At 69.7% G+C, this 21,044-nt stretch carries 19 protein-coding genes; 3 read left to right on the top strand and 16 right to left on the bottom strand.

The genetic code is table 11. From position 1 onward, the window contains the following. Positions 1-63: 63 nt before the first annotated feature. The 4 genes from M5C96_RS21810 to otsB form a co-directional block, all read right to left on the bottom strand. Positions 64-2,505 (bottom strand): type VI secretion system Vgr family protein, encoded by a 2,442-nt coding sequence (locus tag M5C96_RS21810; protein ID WP_272565232.1) that lies wholly within the window; start codon positions 2,503-2,505, stop codon positions 64-66. Positions 2,506-2,755: 250 nt separating this feature from the next. Beyond that, entirely contained in the window at positions 2,756-4,123 is a 1,368-nt protein-coding gene (otsA, locus tag M5C96_RS21805) for an alpha,alpha-trehalose-phosphate synthase (UDP-forming) (RefSeq protein ID WP_272565231.1), read from the bottom strand. Between the two features lie 60 nt (positions 4,124-4,183). Continuing rightward, the gene (locus M5C96_RS21800; protein ID WP_272565230.1) at positions 4,184-5,995 is read right to left on the bottom strand and encodes a glycoside hydrolase family 15 protein; all 1,812 of its coding nucleotides are present in this window, start codon (positions 5,993-5,995) and stop codon (positions 4,184-4,186) included. Beyond that, complete coding sequence (otsB, locus tag M5C96_RS21795; protein ID WP_272565229.1) at positions 5,992-6,729, bottom strand: trehalose-phosphatase; 738 nt, start codon at positions 6,727-6,729, stop codon at positions 5,992-5,994. Before otsB ends, M5C96_RS21800 begins: the two co-directional genes overlap by 4 nt. A gap of 159 nt (positions 6,730-6,888) precedes the next feature. On the opposite strand from otsB, the gene trxC reads away from it, so the two are divergent. Continuing rightward, complete coding sequence (gene trxC, locus M5C96_RS21790; protein ID WP_272565228.1) at positions 6,889-7,332, top strand: thioredoxin TrxC; 444 nt, start codon at positions 6,889-6,891, stop codon at positions 7,330-7,332. 62 nt (positions 7,333-7,394) lie between these two features. Here trxC and M5C96_RS21785 read toward each other — a convergent pair whose 3' ends face one another. The 4 genes from M5C96_RS21785 to M5C96_RS21770 form a co-directional block, all read right to left on the bottom strand. Then, positions 7,395-8,663 carry a multifunctional CCA addition/repair protein gene (locus tag M5C96_RS21785; protein ID WP_272565227.1) on the bottom strand — a complete coding sequence of 423 codons (1,269 nt, stop codon included), beginning with the start codon at positions 8,661-8,663 and terminating at the stop codon, positions 7,395-7,397. Positions 8,664-8,854: 191 nt separating this feature from the next. Then, on the bottom strand, positions 8,855-9,214 hold the full coding sequence (locus M5C96_RS21780) for a hypothetical protein (RefSeq protein WP_272565226.1): 360 nt from the start codon (positions 9,212-9,214) through the stop codon (positions 8,855-8,857). A gap of 119 nt (positions 9,215-9,333) precedes the next feature. After that, a complete protein-coding gene (locus M5C96_RS21775; RefSeq protein ID WP_272565225.1) occupies positions 9,334-10,026 on the bottom strand; it encodes a glutathione S-transferase family protein in 693 nt (230 codons plus the stop codon). Between the two features lie 120 nt (positions 10,027-10,146). Further along, on the bottom strand, positions 10,147-10,719 hold the full coding sequence (locus M5C96_RS21770) for a 5-formyltetrahydrofolate cyclo-ligase (RefSeq protein WP_272565224.1): 573 nt from the start codon (positions 10,717-10,719) through the stop codon (positions 10,147-10,149). A gap of 15 nt (positions 10,720-10,734) precedes the next feature. On the opposite strand from M5C96_RS21770, the gene M5C96_RS21765 reads away from it, so the two are divergent. Beyond that, a complete protein-coding gene (locus M5C96_RS21765) occupies positions 10,735-12,717 on the top strand; it encodes a lytic transglycosylase domain-containing protein (RefSeq protein WP_272565222.1) in 1,983 nt (660 codons plus the stop codon). Positions 12,718-12,802: 85 nt separating this feature from the next. Continuing rightward, entirely contained in the window at positions 12,803-13,360 is a 558-nt protein-coding gene (locus tag M5C96_RS21760; protein WP_272565221.1) for a DUF4124 domain-containing protein, read from the top strand. A gap of 34 nt (positions 13,361-13,394) precedes the next feature. Here the strand turns inward: M5C96_RS21760 and M5C96_RS21755 are convergent, their stop codons facing one another. From M5C96_RS21755 to rbsK, 8 genes are all read right to left on the bottom strand, one after another. Beyond that, positions 13,395-13,952 (bottom strand): cytochrome b/b6 domain-containing protein, encoded by a 558-nt coding sequence (locus M5C96_RS21755; RefSeq protein WP_272565220.1) that lies wholly within the window; start codon positions 13,950-13,952, stop codon positions 13,395-13,397. Further along, a complete protein-coding gene (locus M5C96_RS21750; RefSeq protein ID WP_272565219.1) occupies positions 13,939-14,217 on the bottom strand; it encodes a PepSY domain-containing protein in 279 nt (92 codons plus the stop codon). Before M5C96_RS21750 ends, M5C96_RS21755 begins: the two co-directional genes overlap by 14 nt. A gap of 60 nt (positions 14,218-14,277) precedes the next feature. Next, entirely contained in the window at positions 14,278-14,961 is a 684-nt protein-coding gene (locus M5C96_RS21745) for a Fe2+-dependent dioxygenase (protein WP_272565218.1), read from the bottom strand. Further along, positions 14,955-16,115, bottom strand: coding sequence for an alpha-hydroxy acid oxidase (locus M5C96_RS21740; RefSeq protein WP_272565217.1), 1,161 nt, complete (start codon positions 16,113-16,115; stop codon positions 14,955-14,957). Before M5C96_RS21740 ends, M5C96_RS21745 begins: the two co-directional genes overlap by 7 nt. Positions 16,116-16,186: 71 nt before the next feature. After that, entirely contained in the window at positions 16,187-18,508 is a 2,322-nt protein-coding gene (locus M5C96_RS21735; protein WP_272565216.1) for a TonB-dependent receptor, read from the bottom strand. A 212-nt stretch (positions 18,509-18,720) separates the two neighbouring features. Continuing rightward, the gene (locus tag M5C96_RS21730) at positions 18,721-19,662 is read right to left on the bottom strand and encodes an MBL fold metallo-hydrolase (RefSeq protein ID WP_272565215.1); all 942 of its coding nucleotides are present in this window, start codon (positions 19,660-19,662) and stop codon (positions 18,721-18,723) included. A 35-nt stretch (positions 19,663-19,697) separates the two neighbouring features. Then, complete coding sequence (gene rbsD, locus M5C96_RS21725) at positions 19,698-20,087, bottom strand: D-ribose pyranase (protein WP_272565214.1); 390 nt, start codon at positions 20,085-20,087, stop codon at positions 19,698-19,700. After that, positions 20,084-21,034, bottom strand: a complete 951-nt coding sequence (rbsK, locus tag M5C96_RS21720) for a ribokinase (protein WP_272565212.1) — start codon at positions 21,032-21,034, stop codon at positions 20,084-20,086. The genes rbsD and rbsK overlap by 4 nt, the downstream gene beginning before the upstream one ends. Between the last annotated feature and the right edge of the window lie 10 nt (positions 21,035-21,044).

Here is a 21,044-nt window from a genome sequence, read left to right as displayed (position 1 = left end):
GGGTGCGGGGGCACGGGCGCCGTGGCTTGCCCGCGGCCCTGCCACGTTGCGTGACTGGCGCGGTCAGAACGCCGATTTGGCCAGCACGGACGCGGGTGGGGCGCCTGGCGCGGCCGCCCTGGCGGATGCTGCGGCCTGCCCGGCGAAGCCGGGTGTCTTGCCGGGCGATCCGGCACTGGCGGCGCTGTCCGCGTTGCCTGCGCCATCGCCGCCCGCCGGGGCCGCCGGCGGGGTCTGGCTGGCGCCGCAATTCCACTGGATGGTGCCGGCGTCGCCATGGATGCCGCTGTCGCCCTGCAGTTCGATGTGCGCGCCCTTGAGGTAGATGCCGCCATCGGCCTTCAGCACGATCCGGGCCTGGCCGCACGCGAGCTCCAGGTGGTCGCCGCTCGAATGGATGGAGACCTGGCCAACGGTTTCCGTCTTGCGTTCGCCCACTTTCAGTTCGAACGATCGGCCGATGCTGGCGGTGTAGCCCTGGCCGACGAACAGCTTTTTCTGCAGGCCGACTTCGCTGGCCTGGAGCATGCCGACCAGGGAGTTCATCGCCATGCCCACGTTGCGGCTGTAGGCCATGCCGATGTTCATCAGCTTCGCGAGGCCGGTGGTCTCGCGGTAGGTCTTGCCCACGGTTTCCTTCTTGTGGGAGCCCACCTGGATCGTCCAGTCCCGGCCGATGTCGTCCTCTTCGCTCCGCCCGATGGTCTTGGTGCGGTTCTTGCCGATGCGCACCGTTTCGTCGATGCCCACGTCCCGCTGGCGGTTGTCGCCCACGGACAGGGTTTCGTTGTGGTCCACGCGCCGCTGGCGGTCGTTGTGGACAGTCTGGGTTTCGTCGTGGTCGATGGTGGTCACACGGTCGTGGTGCACCGTGCGGGTTTCATCGTGGTCCACCACGGTGCGCAGGTCGTGGCCGATCCAACGGTCCTCGTCGTTTTCCACCTCGGACAGCTGGTCCTTCTGCGCATGCAGCCACAGCTGCTCGGCCCCGGCCTTGTCCTCGAAGCGGATGGCGTTGGCATCGCCCGCGCCGTTCTTCAATCCGTCGCCGAAGGCACCACCCTTGCTGGATTTGGTCTTGATTCCTGATTGCGTGGCATTGCCCGGCAGCGCCCACGGCGGCATGTTGTCGGCGTTGTAGACGCAGCCGGTGATGATCGGATAGTCCGGGTCGCCATTCAGGAAATCCACCACCACTTCTTGGTTGATCCGGGGAATGAAGACGGCCCCGAATCCAGAGCCCGCCCAGCTGCTCGATACCCGCACCCAGCAACTGGAGTTCTCGTTCATCGCCCCGATGCGGTCCCAGTGGAACTGCACCTTCACGCGGCCGTACTGGTCGGGCCAGATTTCTTCACCCGGCGGGCCCACCACCACGGCGGTCTGCGGGCCGGTGGTGCGAGGCTTCGGCGTGGTGCGCTCGGGGGTGTACGGCAGGCTGGTAGGCTGGGCCTGCAAGGTGAACTTCTGGAAAGACCCTTCTTCCTGCGGCGCTCCCTTGGGGCCGGGCGCGGCGGCGCTGACCTGGGGGTTTTCCTTGAAGTGGTATTCGATGCCGGTCAGCAGGTATTGCTGGTTCTGGTCTTCCCGCGGGTAGTTCTCCAGGGTGAAGGTGTAGCCGGTGGCGAGCGCCCGGTGGCGCGACTGGCCTTTGACGGTGCTTTGGCCGGTAAGGCTCGATTGCAGGCGCACGCGGGCATAGGCCTCGCCGTCGCCGAACTGGGTGTAGCCGCCCGGCCATTCGTAGACTTCGTGGGCGTCGTGCGCGTGCCCCGGCGGGGTCTGGCGCATGTTGGACAGGTCGGCACGGGGTTTTTGGAAGTCGTAGTCGTCGTTGTAGTGCCGGCCTGAATGGATGGCCTGGTGCAGTTCCCAGGCATGGATGTTTTCCTTGTCGGCGACCGCCGCCTTCTCCGGGGGATAGAACGGGATGACCGCCGCCCCCGGCAGCGGGCTGTGCGAGGCGACGATGTCGTCGGCCAGGATCAGGGTGTGCTGGCCGGCCGCATGCTCGAAGTAGTAGTACGCCCCTTCGTGCTCCAGCAGCCGGGACACGAAGTCGCAATCGCTCTCGCCGTATTGCACGCAATAGTCCCAGCTGCGGTAGCTGCGGGTGAGCTTCTTTTGCAGGGGGTAGCCGTATTTGCCCAAGACCTCTTCGACGATCTCCGGCGCGGTCTTGTTCTGGAATATTTTGAAATCGGTCTTGCGGGTGGCGAGCCACAGCCAGGGCTGCAGGCGCAGGCGGTAAGAGTAATACCGGTGGTCCTCGCCCTGCATGCCGAAGCGGGTGACGATGCCGTCCAGGTAGCGCCGACCGCCACCTTGCGTTTCCACCACGACCGTGGCGTTCTTGCCCAGTAGCGCCTTCGGGTCGATGCTTTTGCTGTCGCTCAACAAATCCAGGTCGAGGCAGAACAACTGGCTGATGGCTTCCTTGCCCTGCAGCTGCCGGAACTGCAGCTGCCCTCCCAGGGGCGTTTGGATCGTGACGCGGCGGGTCATGTTTGGCAGGCCCGCGGACCGGGCCACTACATTGAAATGGCCGCGATCATATATCCGCTGTGCGGAAAGTCAGAAAAAATTTCCTGTCAACGGTGAAAAAAATTGCGCGATAGTTGCGTTACTTTCTTGCAAAAATCAGGGGCTTTTTGCTATCCGCACTGAGCCAATTCGGCTTCAAAGCAAGGGGCACGGCCGTCAAGCGCAGCCGCGAAAATAAATGGCACGAACTGCAAGCCACCGCTGCAGCCCCTCAGCCCAGCGTCTCCAGGAACGTCTTGCGCCACCAGTGGATGTCGTGCTCCCGGATGCGCTCCATCAGCGCCTGGTGGCGCCGCTGGCGTTCCTTGAGCGGCATCTGCAGCGCGGTCTGGATGGTGTCGGCCATGCCCTGCGTGTCGTAGGGGTTGACCAGCAGCGCTTCCTTCATCTGCTCGGCCGCGCCTGCGAAGCGCGACAGCACCAGCACGCCGGGGTCGTCCGGGTCCTGGGCGGCGATGTATTCCTTGGCGACCAGGTTCATGCCGTCGCGCAGCGGCGTCACCAGGCCCACGGCGGCGGCGCGGCACAGGCCCGGCACGCGCTTGCGGGCCACGGTGCGGTGGATGTAGCGCAGCGGCATCCAGTCGAGTTCGCCGTAGTCGCCGTTGATGGCGCCGCACAGGCCTTCCAGCTCCTGGCGCAGGTCGGCATAGGCGTCCACGCTGTCGCGGGTGGGCGAGGCGATCATCACCAGCGTGGCGCTGTGGTGGTTCTCGGGGTAGCGCGCCAGCAGCTCGCGGAAGGCGCGCACGCGCTGCGGGATGCCCTTGGAATAGTCCAGCCGGTCGATGCCCAGCAGCAGGCGCCGGCGCGAATACTCGTCGCGCATGGCGGTGAAGGTCTGCACGGCCTCGGGCGCGGCGGCCAGGCGGGTGAATTCGTCCACGTCGATGCCGATGGGGAAGGCCCCCACCTGCACCGTGGCGCCGAAGGCGCGCAGGTGCTGCGGGCCCACGGTTTCCGCATTGGCTTCGTTGCTCAGGTAGCGCGTGAAATGCGACACGTCGGCCTCGCTCTGCAGGCCCACGAGGTCGTAGGCGAACAGGGAGCGCATGAGCCATTCGTGCTGCGGGATGGCGGCCATGATGAGCGGCGGCGGCACCGGGATGTGCAGGAAGAACCCGATGCGCTGGCGGCAGCCCAGCGCCCGCAGCTCGGCGGCGAGCGGGATCAGGTGGTAGTCGTGCACCCAGATGGTGTCGTCTTCCTTGAGCAGCGGCAGCAGCTTGCGGGCGAACATCTGGTTCACGCGGCGGTAGCCGGCGATGTAGCTGGCGTTGAAATCCGCCAGGTCCAGCCGGTAATGGAACACGGGCCACAGCACGCTGTTGCTGTAGCCGCTGTAGTAGCTGTCGTGGTCTTCCTGGCACAAATCCACGGTGGCCAGGGTGACGGTGCCCGCCTGGCGCGTCTGCAGCTTGCCTTCACCGGGCAGGCCGTCTTCGGAGATATTGCCGCTCCAGCCGAACCACAGGCCTCCGGTGCGGCTCAGCGTCTCGCCCAGCGCGACCGCCAGGCCTCCGGCGGCGGGCTTGCGGGGATCGGCGATGCGGTTGGAGATGACGACGAGGCGGCTCATGGGAAATTTCCTTGCGGTGCGAACGGGCAGTCGGGGTGGGCGTAGCGGATGCGGCGCCTTTCAGATCACGCTGTCCCAGGGGTCGGACAGCCGGACGGCGGCATTGATGATGCCGACCATGGAATAGGTCTGCGGGAAGTTGCCCCACATCTCCCCGGTCTGCGCGTGCGTGTCCTCGGACAGCAGTCCGAGCGGGTTGCGCGTGGCCAGCAGGGCCTCGAAGATCTCGCGCGCCTGCGCTTTTCGGCCGATGCGGGCCAGCGCGTCGATGCGCCAGAACGCGCAGATGTTGAAGGCGGTGTCGGGCTTGCCGAAGTCGTCCGCGGCCTCGTAGCGGCGCATGTAGGGGCCGTCGCAGAGCGACGCCTCCATGGCGTCCACCGTCGAGACGAAGCGCGGGTCCATCGGGTCGATCAGGCCCACCTCGGCCATCAGCAGCACGCTGGCGTCCAGCTCGTTGCCGCCGAAGCTCTCGGCAAAGGCCTGGCGCTCCTCGCTCCAGGACTTTTCCAGGATCTCGTCGCGCATCGACCGGGCGTGCGCGCTCCAGTAGTCTGCGCGTTCCGGCAGCTGCAGCGAGTGGGCGATCTTGGCCAGGCGGTCGCAGGCGGCCCAGCTCATCAGCGCCGACGAGGTGTGCACGCGGGCGCGGGTGCGCAGCTCCCACATGCCGGCGTCGGGCTGGCCGTACACGCGCACGGCCAGCTCGCCGATCTGCTCCATGCGCGAGAACTCGGTCGCGCCCGCCGGGTGCAGCAGCCGCTGGTCGTGGAAGGCCTGGGCCGCGCCCAGGATGATGTTGCCGTACACGTCGTGCTGGAAATGCTCGGCCGCCTGGTTGCCCACGCGCACCGGGCCCATGCCCCGGTAGCCGGCCAGGTGCGGCACGAAGGCCTCGGGCAGGTCGTGCTCCAGGCCGATGCCGTACAGCGGCTGGATGTGGCCGTCGCTGGCCTCGGCCACCACGTTGCTGAGCCAGCGCAGGTAGTCCTCCATCGTCGCCGTCTCGGACAGGCTGTTGAGCGCCCGCACGACGAAGAACGCATCGCGCAGCCAGCAGTAGCGGTAGTCCCAGTTGCGACCGCTGTCGGCCGATTCGGGGATGCTCGTGGTCATCGCCGCCACGATGGCGCCGGTGTCCTCGAACAGCGACAGCTTGAGCGTGATGGCCGCGCGGATCACCGCGTCCTGCCATTCGAGCGGCACTGCCAGGCGCTGCGTCCAATGGCGCCAGTACCACACGGTTTCCTGCTCGTAGTGGCGCGCCGTGTCGGCGATGCCGGTGGGCAGGGATTCGTCGGCGCCCAGAAGGAAGTTGTGCTCGCGCGCCATCACGAAGGGCTGGCCCGACAGCACGTGGGAGATGGGGACGTCGGTGTTCAGCCGCAGCGTCAGGTCCTCGCCCACGTAGCGGATGTGGTTGCTGCCCTGCGTGATCTCGGGCGCGTCCTTGCCCCAGCCGTAGCGCACATCCACCGTCACGCGGATGCGCGGGGCACCCTCCAGCCGGCGCACGCGGCGCACCAGCATCATGGGACGAAAGTAGCGCGAGCGGGCGTAGAAGCGCGGGGCGAAATCCGTGATCTCGATGCTGTTGCCCGAACGGTCGGTGAGCCGCGTGCGCAGCACTGCGGTATTGGGCTCGTACCACTGCTCGGTGGTGGCGAGGTCTTCGATTTCGATGGCGAAGCGGCTGCCTTCGTCGCCCGGCTGCAGCAGGGCGTTGAACACCGGGTCGCCGTCGAAGCGGGGCAGGCAGCACCACACGATGTGCGCCTGCGCATCCACCAGGGCGCTGATGGCGCAGTTGCCGATCAGGCCCAGGGCGAGCGAGGGCTCGGCGGGCGGGCCGAAATGGGAACCGGTCTTCATGCGGCGGGCCTTTCCGGCGCCGCCATCTGGTAGAGCCATTCGCGCAGCACGGTGGTGTCGTCGCAGCGCACCGTCGCCTGCGTCTCGCCCGTGCCCACCTTGATGCCGATGCCGCCCATGGCCTGGGTGGCGACGAAGCCGTTCTCGTCCGTCACGTCGTCGCCCGCGAACACGGGGATGCGGCCCTGGAAGGGCGGGTGCTGCATGAAGTCGGTGATCGCCCGCCCCTTGCTGGGGCCCGAGGGCTTGATCTCCAGCACGCACTTGCCCTGCATCAGTTCGAGCCCGGGCGCGTGCTTGAGCGCATGCTCCAGCGTCGAGCGGCACAGCGCTTCGAGTTCCTGCGCCTGGCGGTAGTGCAGCGCGACGCCGGCGCTCTTGCGTTCCAGGACCAGGGCGGGATAGCGGTCGCGCAGTGCCTCGATGGTGCGGATGACCGCCGTCAAATCCATGGCCGGCACGGCCCCCACGAGCCCGCTGTTCAGGCGGTACTGGGCGCCATGCTCGCAGGCCAGCGGCAACTGGAGGGGGGACAGGAAGCGGTCGATGTCGGCTTGCGTGCGGCCCGTCGCGATGGCCAGGGCACCGCCCAGCCGTTCGTGCAGCGCCTGCAGCGCCGGCACGATGCCCGGGGGCACCTGCACCGCATCGGGGTGGGACGCAATATCGGCGAGCGTGCCGTCAAAATCGAGGAAAAGTGCGTATCTCGCAGTCAGTAGCGGTAGATTTTGCATTGCCAGCCACCTTACCAGAAGCCTTCGCGCGGGCTGTAGGCGCCAAGGCAGGGCGGCTGTAGGCGGGTTGAAAACCCCCGCCGCAGTGCCCATGTGCGATGGGCCTGCCCCGGTGCCCTGTGCCTGCCTGGGCCACCCCCTTCCTCATTGCGGCCTTCCATGAACGACACCTCGCACCTGCACATCGTCTGCCCCCATTGCCACACCACCAATCGCGTGCGGACGGACCAACTGGCGAGCGCGCCCGACTGCGGGCAGTGCCATCAGCCGCTCTTCATCGGCGCCCCTCTGACGCTGGATGCCGATGGTTTCGAGCGCCACGTGCAGCGAAGCCACATTCCGGTGCTGGTGGATTTCTGGGCGCCCTGGTGCGGCCCCTGCCGCGCGATGGCCCCGGCGTTCGCGCAGGCCGCGCGCGAACTGGAGCCGCAGGTGCGCCTGGCCAAGCTGGACACCGAGGCTCATCCGACGCTGGCGGCGCGCCATCAGATCCGCAGCATCCCGACGATGATCCTGTTCCAGAACGGCCGCGAGTCCGCCCACATTTCCGGCGCGCTGGGGGCTGCGGACATCGTGCGCTGGGTGCGCACCGCGACCCGCTGACTGTTCGGCAGGCGATCGCTTTCAACGGCCCGCTTGCGGGCGCCTGGGGCAAAGAAAGGGCATCAGTCCTGTGCGGCCAGCCAGTCGGCCACCGCGCTCATCCGCGCCTTGCGGATCCATTCGCCCACCTGCGGGCCCGCGGCGCCCGACGCTGCGGCGCGGGCGGCGATCTCCGCCGTCACCACCGACTGCGCCGCCGCGAGGATGGCTGCCAGCCGGGGGCGCTGGGGGTAGGGCGTCTCTTCGAAGCCGAGCCGGCCCCGCGCGTCGCATTCGCAGGCCAGCAGCACCTCGGCAAAGCGCGCCGGCTTGCGCAGGGCGTCGCAACGCTCCAGGAGCCGCACCAGGGCGGCGGCGTTGAGGTCCGCGCTGCGGTGGATGTGGCCGTGTTCGCGTGCCACCACGTCGGCGGTTTCGCGGCAGTCCACCGGCACGCGCAGGCGCTCGCACACGTCGCGCAGCAGTTCGGCGCTGCGGGTTTCGTGGCCGATGTGGCGCGGCAGCACGTCGGCCGCAGTGGTGCCCTTGCCCAGGTCGTGCACCAGGCAGGCGAAGCGCACGGCCAGGGGCGCCTGCAGCCGCGCGGCCATGTCCAGCACCATCATCACGTGCACGCCGGTGTCGACCTCGGGGTGGTACTCCGCGCGCTGGGGCACGCCCCACAGGCGGTCGAGCTCCGGCAGCAGCACGGCCAGCGCCCCGCAGGCGCGCAGCACCTCGAACATGCGCGAGGGCGCGGGCTCCATCAGGCCGCGGGCCAGTTCCTGCCAGACGCGCTCGGCCACCAGGTGATCCACCTCGCCGGCCTCGACCATCTCCCGCATGAGCGCCAGGGTCTCGGGGGCCACGGTGAAGTCGGTGAAGCGCGCGGCGAAGCGAGCCACGCGCAGGATGCGCACGGGGTCTTCGCGGAAGGCGTCGGTCACGTGGCGCAGCACGCGCGCCTGCAGGTCGCGCACGCCGCCGTAGGGGTCGCACAGGCCGTGCGTTGCCGAGGGGTCGGAGGCGGAGGCACCGGCCGCATCGGCCGGCTGCGCGATGGCGTTGATCGTGAGGTCGCGGCGCGAGAGGTCTTCCTCCAGCGTGACCTCGGGCGAGGCCTGTACCGCAAAGCCGCGGTAGCCGCGCCCGCTCTTGCGCTCGGTGCGCGCCAGGGCGTATTCCTCGTGCGTCTGGGGATGCAGGAACACCGGGAAGTCGCGCCCCACGGGCAGGTAGCCCTGCCCCGCCATTTCGTCGGGCGTGGCGCCGACGACGACCCAGTCCCTGTCGTTGACCGGGCGGCCCAGCAGCCTGTCGCGCACCGCACCGCCCACCATGTAGATTTGCATGGGCGGCAGTGTACGGCGCGGCGTTGCGGGCCCGGCAGGCATCCCCCCAGCGGCCAGACCGATCGGTTCAAGGCCAAACCGGTGCCATGCCGGCGGATTTCATGCCTGGTTTGCTATTAAAAATATAGCAAAAAACGGTTGGCAGTGGCTGGCGCCCCGTGGGCTGCGGGGCGTCGCCGCCCTCGCGCCGCTCAGCGCTTGTCGGCCGTCAGCCGCGCGAGCGCGCCGCGGATCACCTCGATGCGCTGGGCCTCGTAGGAATGGCTGTAGCGCAGGGTCTTGATGCCGTGCGGTCCCGAGATGGCGCGCGCCTCGAAATCGCCCTGCAGCCGGTCGAGGCAGGCCAGCAGTTCGGGGTGGTGGCGCGCGGCCACGGCCCGGTCGAACGAGAGGCTGCCGTCTGCCCTCGGATCGAAATCGCTGTCCGGCAGGGTGCCGTGGCCCGGCGTGAACGGCGGGGGCGGAATGGCGAACCGCGTGGGCGGGCGGCCGGGGCGGTCCACGCCCATCAGGGACGGATCGGGCGGGGTGCTGAAGTAGGTGGAACGCATGGAACTCTGGTCCTGGAGTGGCTGCGTGCACAGCGTGCCGCCGCTCCCGCCATGCCCCTGCCGCAGGCCGGAAGCGATGTTCCATTTTGCGAAGCGCCCGCTCGCGGGCGCTTCGCCGATCAGCGCGCCGTGCGGCTCAGCCGGTAGGGCTCTTCGAAGTCGAGAAAGTCCGCTTCGGCCTCGGCCCCGCGCACCCAGTCCTGCACGCCGGGCAGCGCCAGCACGCGCTCCACATAGCCCGCGATGTGCGCTGGCAGCGGCAGGGCGTAGGTGGTCAGGCGCGAACACACGGGGGCGAAGAAGGCATCGGCGATGGTGAACCCGCCGAACAGCAGCGGGCCGCCGTGCGCCTGCAGCAGCGCCGTCCACATCTCGATCAGCCGCGCCACGTCGGCGCGCACGGCGGGGCGGTCGCGCCACAGCAGGGCCCCGGTGTCGGGCAGGCGGGCCTCGATGTTCATGGGGCAGGCGCCGCGCAGCGCGGAGAAGCCGCTGTGCATCTCGGCGCAGACGCTGCGGGCCCGTGCGCGGGCGGCCGGGTCGGCAGGCCACAGCGCCTTGTCCGGGTGCCTTTCCGCCACGTATTCGGCGATGGCGAGGGTGTCCCACACCGCCAGGTCGCCGTCGACCAGCACGGGCACCTTGCCGGTGGGTGTGACCGCCTGGATCTTCTGCTTGAACTGCGAGCCTTCGTCGAAGCTGTCGAAACGCAGCGGCACTTCCTCGAACGCGATGCCGGCCTGGCGCAGCAGCACCCAGGGGCGCATGGACCAGGAGGAGTAGTTCTTGTTGCCGATGTAGAGCTGGAACATGGGATTCACCTCGGAAAACGGAAGGTGCATCCTACGACGCCGTCGAGCAGCCTTTCGATGCCTTTTCGCCCGGCGACTGATGCGCGCCGCGCATCAGCAGTGCCGGGCGACCCTGGCCGGTCAGATCGGCCAGACCACGCCGTTGTCGTTCAGGATGGCATTCAGCGGCAGATCGTGGGCCTCGGGCTCGAAGTCGTCGATGTAGCCGTGCGTGAAGCCCAGGCCCACGGTGGTGGGCACCGGCTGCAGCGTGGCCAGCGTGCGGTCGTAGAACCCGCCGCCGTAGCCCAGCCGGTAGCCGCCGGGGCCGTAGCCCACGCAGGGCACGAACAGCAGGGAGGGCACGATCACCTCCGTGTCCTTGGGCTTGGGGATGCCGTAGGCGTCCTCCTCCATCGGGCAGCCGGGGTACCAGGCATGGAAGGTGAGGGTCTTGTGCACCTTGTCCACCACCGGCAGGCCGATGCGGCGCCGCTGGGGCTCGTCGAGCAGTTCGCCGTCTTCCTTCCAGCGGTGCAGCGCCGGGAGCGGGTCGAACTCGCCCTTGATGGGCCAGTAGGCCCCGATGACGGTGTCGGGCCGGTCCACCAGCCAGATTCGCATGACGCGCTGAAGCAGGTCCGCCCGCTGTAGGCGGTCGGGGAGGTTCAGGCGTTCTTCTACCAGTGCGCGGCGCAGGGCTGCTTTGTCCATCACATAATTCCCCCAATGCAATTGCTCAAGATTCTGACACCGCTCGTCGCGGGCGCCTTGCTCGCCGGTGGCGCGACCCTTGCGGTCGCGCAAAACCGGGGTGACGATACCCTGCTGGAGATGCAGCAGGCCTTCCGCAAGGGCGACCGGCAACGGCTCACCCAGTTGCTGCCGAGTGCCCGTGGCCACGTGCTCGAGCCCTGGGCCGCCTATTGGGAGTTGCGGGCCCGCCTCGGCGAGGCCCTGCCGCAGGAGGTGGGCGCCTTCCTGCAGCGCTACGCCGGCACCTACCAGGAAGACCGCCTGCGCAACGACTGGCTGCTGCTGGTGGGCCAGCGCCGCGACTGGGTGCAGTTTTCCGAGCTGCACCCGCAGTTCCGCATGGGAGACGACCGCGAGGTGCGCTGCTACGCGCTGCTGATCGAGCAGATCAAGGGCACGGCGCCGGCCGGCGCCATCGACGAGGTGCTGCGCAACTGGTACGGCCAGCGCGAGGCCGACGACGGCTGCACGCACGCGGTGGCCGAGTTCTATGCCGACAAGAAGGTCACGGCCATGGACATCTGGCGCAAGGCGCGCCTGTCGGCCGAGGCCAACCGCGCCCGCGCCACGCGCAACGCGGTCGAGATCGTGGCGCCCGAGGCGCTGCCGCAGCTGCGCGAGGTGTTCGATTCGCCCGTGAAGTTCCTGGCCGGCCGCGCCACGGCCGCCGGGCGCGTGCGCCAGGAACTGGTCGTGCTCGGGCTCATCAAGATGGCCATGGCCGACCCCGGCGCCGCGGCGCGGCTGCTGGATGCCAAGTGGGGCGTGCAGCTGTCGTCCGAGGAGCGCAACTGGGTCTGGGGCGTGATCGGCAAGCAGACGGCGATCGCGCTGTCGCCGGACGCCATGGGCTACTTCGGCAACGTGTCCAAGGACGCCGACCTGTCCGACGACACCCTGGGCTGGAAGGTGCGCGCCGCCCTGCGGGCCGGCCAGTGGAAGCAGGTGGCGCGCGCCATCGACGCCATGTCGCCCACCGCCCGCCAGGACAGCACGTGGACCTACTGGCGTGCCCGCGCCTGGCTGTCCAACCGCCCGGGCGACGAAGACAAGGCCCGCGCCCGCGAGTTGCTCGAACGCATCGCGGGCACCAACGGGTTCTATGAAATGCTGGCCCTGGAAGAGCTGGGCCAGCGCGTGGTGCTGCCGGCCGCGCCCCTGCCGCCGACGCCCGAGGAAAAGGCCGCCGTGCGCGCCAACCCGTCGCTCAACCGCGGGTTGTACGCCATCTTGCTGGGGCTTCGCGGCGAAGGCGTGCGCGAATGGAACTACGCCACCAACCTGCACAGCCCGGGCGGCATGGCCGACCGCGAGCTGCTGGCCGCCGCCGAATTCGCATGCCAGCGCGAGGTGTGGGACCGCTGCATCAACACCAGCGAGCGCACCAAGGCGGCGTTCGACGCGTCGCAGCGCTTTCCCATGCCGTTTCGCAGCACGGTGGTGGCGCGGTCGCAGGCCATCGGACTCGACCCGGCCTACGTGTACGGGCTCATCCGCCAGGAAAGCCGCTTCGTCATGGACGCGCGCTCGGGCGTGGGGGCCTCCGGCCTCATGCAGGTGATGCCGGCCACGGCCCGCTGGACGGCCCGCAAGATCGGCATGGCGAATTTCACGCCCGACCAGATCAACGACCGCGAGACCAACATCACCATCGGCACCGCCTACCTCAAGCTGGCGCTGGACGATTTCGATGGCTCCATGCCCCTGGCCGCGGCGGCCTACAACGCCGGCCCGGGCCGCCCGCGCAACTGGCGCAACGGCCCGCTGCTGGAGGCGGCCATCTGGGCGGAGAACGTGCCTTTCAGCGAAACGCGCGACTACGTGAAGAAGGTGCTGGCCAACACGACGCTGTACGCGGCGATCCTGAGCGGTCAGCCGCAGTCGCTCAAGGGGCGGCTGGGCAGCGTGGGGCCGCGCGATGCCGCGGTGCCGGAGCCGAACAAGGACCTGCCCTGATTCCTGCGCGGTGCCGGGTGCGAGGGCGCCCGGCACCGCGGTTTCACCCGGCCGCGGAGGGCGGCCGTTTGATAAACAAAAAACCATGTCCAAGAAGAAGAGAATCGGGGGCGCTGCGGCCATCGCCGTGGCAGCCGGGTTGCTGTGCACGGCCGTTTCGGCGCAGCCGGTCTACAAATGGGTGGATGCGCAGGGCCGCACGCAGTATGGCCAGCAGCCGCCGGACCTGTCCACGGCCGAGCAGCCGCAGTTGCACAACACGGTGCCGTTCGGCAGCAGCGGCGGGACTGGTTCCGGCGCGGCGCCGCGCAAGCTGCCCCGGGACGTGCAGGACCAGGTGAACGGCCTGGCGCAGGGCTTGACCAAGACGCAGCCGGGCAAGGTGCCGCTGTCCTGCGGCAGGGCGGTGAGCAACGCGACCTCGGGCCTGGACACCATGCTGGAGACTGGCGACAAGAACGCACGCGACGGCTACCTGTCGCGCGAGCAATACGAAGCCACGGCGGGCAAGATCCGCGCCACGCGCAGCCACATCACGGTCGGCGACTGCGAGTCGGCCACGGGCGTCAAGCGCGACTTCTACCAGTGCATTTCCAACGACCGCAACCACGTGATGGGGTGCGCGCAGCAACACCGCTTCTGAAGCCCCGCCGGCCGGTCCACCGGCCTGCCGGCGCTCAGGGCACGTCGTCGCCCGTGGGCGGAGCCTTGCGCCCGGTGACCATGGCCCGCACGAGGTTCTCGCGGTGCTTGTACCCGGTGAACAGCACGCCGCCCACGTGCAGGGCGACCAGGCCCAGCAGGGTCCAGCCCAGGCCCTCGTGCAGGTTGGCGAGCCAGCCGTAGCCCCAGAACAAGTCGGTGGTGTAGAGCCAGCCGGTGAACCCCAGCAGACCGATGCAGCCCAGCAGCGCCACCACCATCCAGCCGCCCAGCGGGTTGTGGCCCAGGTGGCGCGGCGCGCGCCCCGCGCCCACGGCCCGCGCGTAGGCCCAGGTGGCGGCCGGCCCGCGCACGAACTGCGCGAAGCGCGCGTGGTGCCGGCCCGCGAAGCCCCAGGCCACGCGCGCGCAGGCGATGGCCAGGGCGGCGTAGCCCAGGTTCTCGTGCAGGGGCCCCAGCCGGTGGCGGGTGATCCAGGCCGCGGCGACCGAGGCCACCAGCGACCAGTGCAGGAGCCGCACCGCCGCGTCCCACACGGGAACGGGCGGGTGGGGCGGATTACTTTTCTTCAACGCGTTCCAGCGTCTTGGGGTCGAAGAACGCTTCCACGCGCTTGCCCTGCGGGTCCTTGCCGTACACCTCGTAGCAGGTGGGGGTCTTTTCCATGCGGCGCACGGTCCAGCCTTCCTTGACCAGCTTTTCCTGCAGCTCGGTGTGGGGGCGCCATTCCGAAGCGGGATGGGCGGGGCACTGCACGTCGCCGTGCGCCCAGGCGCCGCCGGCGGCCACGGTCAGGGCCAGTGCGATGGCGGCACGGCGAAAAGGGGTGGAATTCATGGGGGGCTCCTGCAAAGAAAGGGAATGGGAGGACGGAACGGTTTCGGCCGGCGCAGCGTGTCAGGTCTGCGCCCAGCGGCGCAGGAGATTGTGGTACACGCCCGTGAGCTGCAGCAGCCGCGGGTCGGCGGCGTCCAGCGAGGGGGTCAGGCGCTGGATGGTCTGATCCAGGTCGAAGAGCAGCGTGCGGTCGCCCTCGTCCTGCACCAGGCTTTCGATCCAGAAGAACGAGGCGATGCGCGCGCCGCGCGTGACCGGCGTCACGCGGTGCAGGCTGCTGGAAGGGTAGAGCACCAGGTCGCCGGCTTCGAGCTTGACGCCCTGCACGCCGAACGGGCCTTCGATCTCCAGCTCCCCGCCGTCGTATTCGTGCGGGTCTGCGAGGAACAGCGTGGCCGACACGTCGGTGCGCATCGACTGCTGCGTGCCGGGCCACTGCATGACGGCGCTGTCCACGTGCGCGCCATAGGTGCCGCCGTCGGCGTAGCGGTTGAACTTCGGCGGGTGGATCCTGCGCGGCAGGGCGGCCGCGATGAAGGTTGGGTGGCGGCCCAGCACCCGCAGCAGGTGCTGGCCCAGTTCCACCGCCACCTCGCTGGCGTCGTCGAGCTGTTCGTTGCGCTTGACCGACCGCGCCAGCGTGCCGGCGGTGGCGCTGCCGCTGCGCCAGTCGGCGCCATCCAGGCGCTGGCGGAAGTGGCGGACTTCGTCCGGGTCCAGAACGTGTTCGAGGGTGATCAGCATGGCGTTTCTTCGGACAGGGAGGGAAAGGCCGGCGGCTGGGCCACGAGCGCGCCCGGGCCGATGTCGGCCAGCGTGGCGCAGCCGGCCAGCGCCATGCAGGCCTGCAGTTCTTCGACCAGCAGGCGCAGCAGGTGGGCCACGCCCAGCGCGCCGGCCACGGCCAGCGCATAGACCTGCAGCCGGCCGATCAGCACGGCATCGGCGCCGAGCGCCAGGGCCTTGAACACGTCGGTGCCGCTCCGGATGCCGCCATCGAACAGCACGGGCCAGCCGGGGCCCACCGCCGCCCGCACGGCGGGCAGCATCTGCAGGCTGGCGGGGGCGCCGTCCAGCCCGCGCCCACCGTGGTTGGAGACGACGATGCCCGCTACGCCCCGGGCCTGCAAGGCGGTGGCGTCGTCGGGGTGCAGCACGCCCTTGACCCAGACGGGCAGGTGCGTCTGCGCCATCAGCCAGTCCAGGTCGGCCCAGGTGGGCGCGAAGTGCATGGCATGGAAGACCCGGCCCTGGCCCGGCTGCGGGGCGGGCGGCTCCATCGGGGGCTGGTCGCGCAAGTTCTCGGCCACGCAGGTCGGCGGCATGCGAAAGCCCGCCGCCAGTGCCTGGCGGCCGGCAGTCTGCAGGGCCGCGTCCAGTGTGACGACGATCGCGCGGTAGCCGGCCGCCTCGGCGCGGCGAACCAGCTGCAGCGTGTCCTCCCGCCGCGGCTGGAAGTACAGCTGGAACCAGCGCGCCGGGCCGCTGGCCTGCGCGATCGATTCGAGCGTGCGGGACGACAGGGTGCTGGCGACCAGGCAGGTGCCGGTGGCCTCGGCCGCGCGCGCGGTGGCGATCTCGCCGTGCGGGTGCGCCAGGGCCTGGAATGCCACCGGCGCCAGGGCCAGCGGGTGCTCCCAGGCCTCGCCGCCCACCACCGCCCGCACATGGCCGTGGCGCACGTCGCGCAGCAGCCGGGGCAGCACGGCCCAGCCGTCGAAGGCGCGCCGGTTGGCCTGTGCCGACACGCCCAGGCCGCTGCCACCCGCCACGTAGGCATGGTGCGCGGCATCCATGTGCTTGGGCGCGAGCAGGGCGTAGTCGAGCGCGCCGTGCACGCCGGGCGGAATGCGGTCCGGCGGCGGAGGCGGTGCGGTGAAGGGAAGGGCTGGGGTCATCGTTGAAAGCGGCAATGCCGGGCAGAGCCCGGCATTGGATCAGACCCGGGGCGCCGTTGCCAGCGCGCCGATCAGAACTCGTAGTCGAGCGTGACGCGCACCGCACGCCCGTCGCCCTTGTACAGGAACGAACCCGAGCGGTACACCGCCGTGTAGTAGTCCTTGTCGCCGGCGTTGAGCACGTTGATGCGGATGTCGGCGTGCTTGTTCAGGCGGTACGAGGCGAACAGGTCGTACACGGTGAACGAGGGCACGGGCTGCGCGCAGGTGCCGTTGGTGTAGCTCGCGCCGGTGTCGGGCTGGCCGCCGCAGCGGTCGCTTTCGTGCCGTGCCGTGGCGCCCACGGACAGCGCGGGCGTCAACTGGTACTTGCCCTGCACCGAGAACGAGCGGTCGGCGAAGTTCGACAGCGGCAGGCCCACGTTGGCCGCCGTGGCCGACTTGAGCACCTTGGACTTCATGAACGCCACGCCGGCCTGCACCGTGAACTGGGAGGTCACGTTGCCCACCAGGCCGAATTCGACGCCGCGCACGCGGTTCTTGCCGGTGTTGAAGGTGCCCAGCGAGTCGTAGTTAGCGCCTTCCATCACGTCGGACTTGGTGGTCTGGAACGCCGCGGCCGTGAACAGCAGCTTGTTGTCCAGCAGGTTCCACTTGGTGCCGATTTCCAGATTGCGCGAGGTCTCGGGCTTGGCGCCGGCGGCGCTGCCGTTGTAGACCACCAGGCCGCCGTAGCCGCTGCTGGTGCCGGTGTCGGATTCGCCGCCGTTGATGTCCTGGGCCGAGCCGTAGCTGGCGTACACGATGCCCATGGGGTTGATCTTGTACGACACGCCCAGGTGGCCGTTCAGCAGGGTATCGGTATAGGTGTAGTTGCCCGTTTGCGCGGCCGTGGTGGCGTTGCGCGTGACGAGGCTGAAGTCGGTGTAGTCGGCACGCACGCCGCCGAACACCGTCCACTTGTCGGTCAGGTCCACCGTGTCCATGGCGCTGAGCGCGAAGCTCTTGACCTGCCAGTCGTTGGCCCAGGGTGTCTGGGCGATCTGCCGGCCCATGATGGAGTTCAGGCCCGGCGTGACGGCGCCCGTGGGGCCCGAGAGGCAATAGGCCGTGTTGGCGCCGGTGCCCGCCTGCGTGCGGCAGTTGAATGCGCCGGTGTTGGTGACGGCGTAGTTGCCGCGCGTCACCTGGTGGTCCGTGTATTCGAGGCCGAAGATGAGTTCGTTCTTCTTGCCGGCGATCTCGGTGTCCCAGCGCAGGTTGGTCTGGTGCGCGAAGTACTTCACTTCCTGCCAGCCGTTGTGCGTGCTCAGCGAGGCGCTGGTGAACGGCGTGCCGTTGCTGTAGCGCGTTCCGCCCGAGGCGCCGGTGACCACGTAGCCGTTGTCGGACGTGCCGTAGCGCGTCAGGCTGGTGAGGGTCTTGTCGGGCGCGATGCGCCACTTGACGCGTGCCGTCAGGGCGTCCACGTCGGAGTTCAGGAAGTCCTGGCTCTGCGCGTACACGGGCACGCCGGTGGCGGGCACGCGGTTGGGCACCGTGCCGAGCAGGTAGCTGCCCAGGTCGGGGTACTTGTCCCTGGCGCGCAGGCCGTAGTAGTCCAGCGTGACCGACAGGTTGGCATTGGCTTCCCACAGGCCCGACAGCGCCAGGCCCTCGCGGCGGCGCTTGGACGGGTCGCGGTCCGGCACGCCTTCGGTGCTGTACAGCGCGTTGGCGCGCAGCGCGAACTGATCCGAGAAGCCCTTGTTGGCATCCAGCGTGGCGCGGCGGTAGCCGTCGCTGCCCGCGCCCACGGAGATGCGCGAGAAGTCGTAGTCCAGCGTGGCCTGCTTGGTGATGGCGTTGATCGCGCCACCGGCCGAGCCGCGGCCGGCAAAGGTCGAGTTCGGGCCCTTGGTGATTTCGAGCTGCTCGATGGCGAAGCTCTCGCGGGTCGTCATGCCGGGGTCGCGCAGGCCGTCCACGAACACGTCGCTGCGGGCTTCCTGGCCGCGGATGATGTAGCGGTCGCCGAAGGCGTTGCCGTTCTCGCCCGTGCCCAGGGTGATGCCGGGCTGGGCCGCGAGGATCTGCTTGAGGTCGGTGAAGCCGGAGTCGTCGATCGCGGCCTTGGTCACCACCGAGATGGTCTGGGGCGTTTCCGCCAGGGGCCGCGTGTGGCGCACGTCAGCCGAGGTCTTGGCCTTGTAGGGCGCGCCCACTTCAGCGTTGGGGTTGGGATCGATGGCCTGGTCCTGCACCGTCACGGTCGGCAGGACGGTGGCGTCCTGCGGCGGTGCGGTCTGGGCCATGGCGGCCCAGGGCAGCAGCACGGCGGTGGAGAGGCTGGCGGCAACGCCCTCGGCCAGGCGGAGGCTGCGGGGTTTCTTGACGGGGTTGGAGTGTTTCATTTTGTTGTCAGAACCAAAAACAGCCGCGATTATTGATACGAATCACTCTCGTTAAGGTATTGTCTGACAGGAGTGCGGCGTGGAATCTGACAATTTGTAAGATTTCCGCCACAAATTGCGCACGGGAGGTGCGCCGGGCGAGGGGTGGGAGGTGAAAGCGGCCCCGGCACGGGCGTGTCGCGCCAGCAAGGTCGGGGGCCGCGCCTTCTGCCCTACCGGTTGTGGATCTGCGTGCCCTGGAGGGCGGCGGCGCCCGAGCGCACGAGGTCCTGCACCGTGCCCTCCAGCCAGGCCTGCAGCGGCTGGTCGGCGAAGTAGCGCGCGTGCAGCAGCGCGAAGTAGGGCGTCGCGGCGGCCCAGGCCCAGAGCCGCTGCGCCTCGGCCTGCTGCCACTCCAGCAGTTTGTATTTGACGAGCACCTTGGCGGCGTAGCGCGCGTGCTTTTCAGGCGCCTGCACGAAGCCGTCCAGCCGCCGCCGGGCGGTGTCCAGCGCCGGGGCGAGGCCGGTGAAGACGCGCCCGTGCCCGGGCACGAGGGTGCGCGGCGCCAGCGACTCGATCAGGTCGAACGTGGCCGCCACGTCGGCGAAGGCGCTGTCGCCCTCCAGTTCGGGAAAGACCACGCCGAAGCCGTTCTCCCACAGCGCATCGGCCGAGATCAGCACGGCGTCGACCGGCTCGAACAGCACGATCGAATGCGGGTCGTGCCCGGGGGCCGCATGCACCTGCCAAGCCCGGTCGCCGAGCATCACTTCAGTGCCCGGCTGCAGCGCGCCGTCCATGCGAAACGGCGGGCAGTCCTGGCCCGTGGGCGTGTAGCTCAGGGCGTTGGCGTCCCACTGGCGCACATGGGCAGCGTGGCCCGGGGGAATGAAGGTGCCGAGGGCGGGCCAGGCCGCCTGCAGCGCGGCGTTGCCGCCGCAGTGGTCGCTGTGCAGGTGGGTGTTGAGCACGTGGTCCAGCGCGCGGCCCTGCAGTGCGCCCTGCAGCAGCGCGACGGTCTGCGCGGCATGGGTGCAGTAGCCGGTGTCCACCACCGCCGTGTGCCCGGCGCAGATGAACACGATGTTGTTGGCCGACAGCCAGCCGCGCTCCAGCACGGTCATTCCGGGGGGCAGGGGCGCGGGGCCGGAGGGCGTCGAAAGGGGGGGCATGGCGGTGGCTTTCATGGCGCGCCGCCCCGGGCCGTCTAGAACGTCACGCCGGCGATGAGTATGACATTCGCATAGGGCGTGCATTCGCCGGTGCGCACCATCACCCGCGCCTGCTGGCACAGCCGTTTGAATTCCTCGTGCGGCACGGTCTCGGGCGCCACGGGCAGCAGGCACCAGTCCGGCAACTGGCCTTCGGCGCGTTCCACGGCTTCGGTGGCGACGATGGCGCGCTCCACCTGCAGTTCGGAGAGGACGGCGCACAGCACCTCGTCCACGGCGGGGATGCCAGCCGTGACGGCCAGGTCGATGCGGCGTGGCCCGGGGGGGATGGGCAGGCCCACGTCCCCGATGACCAGCATGTCGCCGTGGCCCATGCAGGCGATGGCGTGCGAGAGTTCGGCGTGCAGCAAAGCGCGGCGTTTCATAGCAATCTCCAGTCGGGTGGGCGGGGGCTGGCGGCGACGGCGTCGCGCGTGGGAATGGAGGGTTGGGCGCCGGGCCGGGTCACGCACAGCGCCGCGGCACGGATGCCGCCCTGCACGGCCGGATCGAGCGCCTCGCCCCGTCCCAGCGCGACGGCGAGTGCCCCCAGGAAGGTGTCTCCGGCGGCGGTGGTGTCCACGGCCTGCACGGCCATGCCCGGGTGGTGGCGGCAGCCATACGCATCGGCCGCCACGGCGCCGGCGGCGCCGAGCGTGACGACGACGCGCGCCGGGCCGCGCGCGCGCAGCCGCCGGGCGGCATGCGCCGCCTCGTCCGGGGTCTGGACGGCACCGCCCACCAGGGCGGCGGCCTCGACCTCGTTCACGACCAGCGTGTCCACCAGCGGCCACAGCGCATCGGGCAGGGGCTGCATGGGCGAGGGGTTGAGCACCACGCGGCAGCTGGCCGCGTGCGCCTGGGCGGCGGCGGCCAGCACCTGGGGCAGCGGCACTTCGAACTGGGCGACCAGGCAGGCCGCACCCTGCAGCGCGGGCGCCAGCGTGGCGGGGTCCAGCACGAACCGCAGGTTGGCCCCGGCGGCCACGACGATGCGGTTTTGCGCCGCTTCGTCCACCACGATGGCGGCCACGCCGGTTGGCGCGCTGTCGTCGGTCTGCACGCCCGAGTGGTCGATGCCGTCGGCGTCGAGCGCCGCCCGCAGCGCCTGGCCGTTGCCGTCGGCGCCTACGCGCCCGAACAGGTGCACGTCCGCGCCCAGGCGGGCGCACGCCACGGCCTGGTTGCCGCCCTTGCCGCCGGGAATGTGGTTCAGCGAATGCGCCATGACGGTTTCGCCGGCGCCGGGCGCCTGGGGCACGCGCAGCACCAGGTCCATGTTGAGGCTGCCGACGACGGCGATGCGGGGGCGGGAAGGAGGGGCGGCGTTCATGCGCGGGAGA

The organism is Acidovorax sp. GBBC 1281 (genome assembly GCF_028473645.1).
GTDB lineage: Bacteria > Pseudomonadota > Gammaproteobacteria > Burkholderiales > Burkholderiaceae_C > Paracidovorax.
Note: the sequence above shows the minus strand (reverse complement) of the source record. Positions and strands in the feature narration are given on the sequence as shown.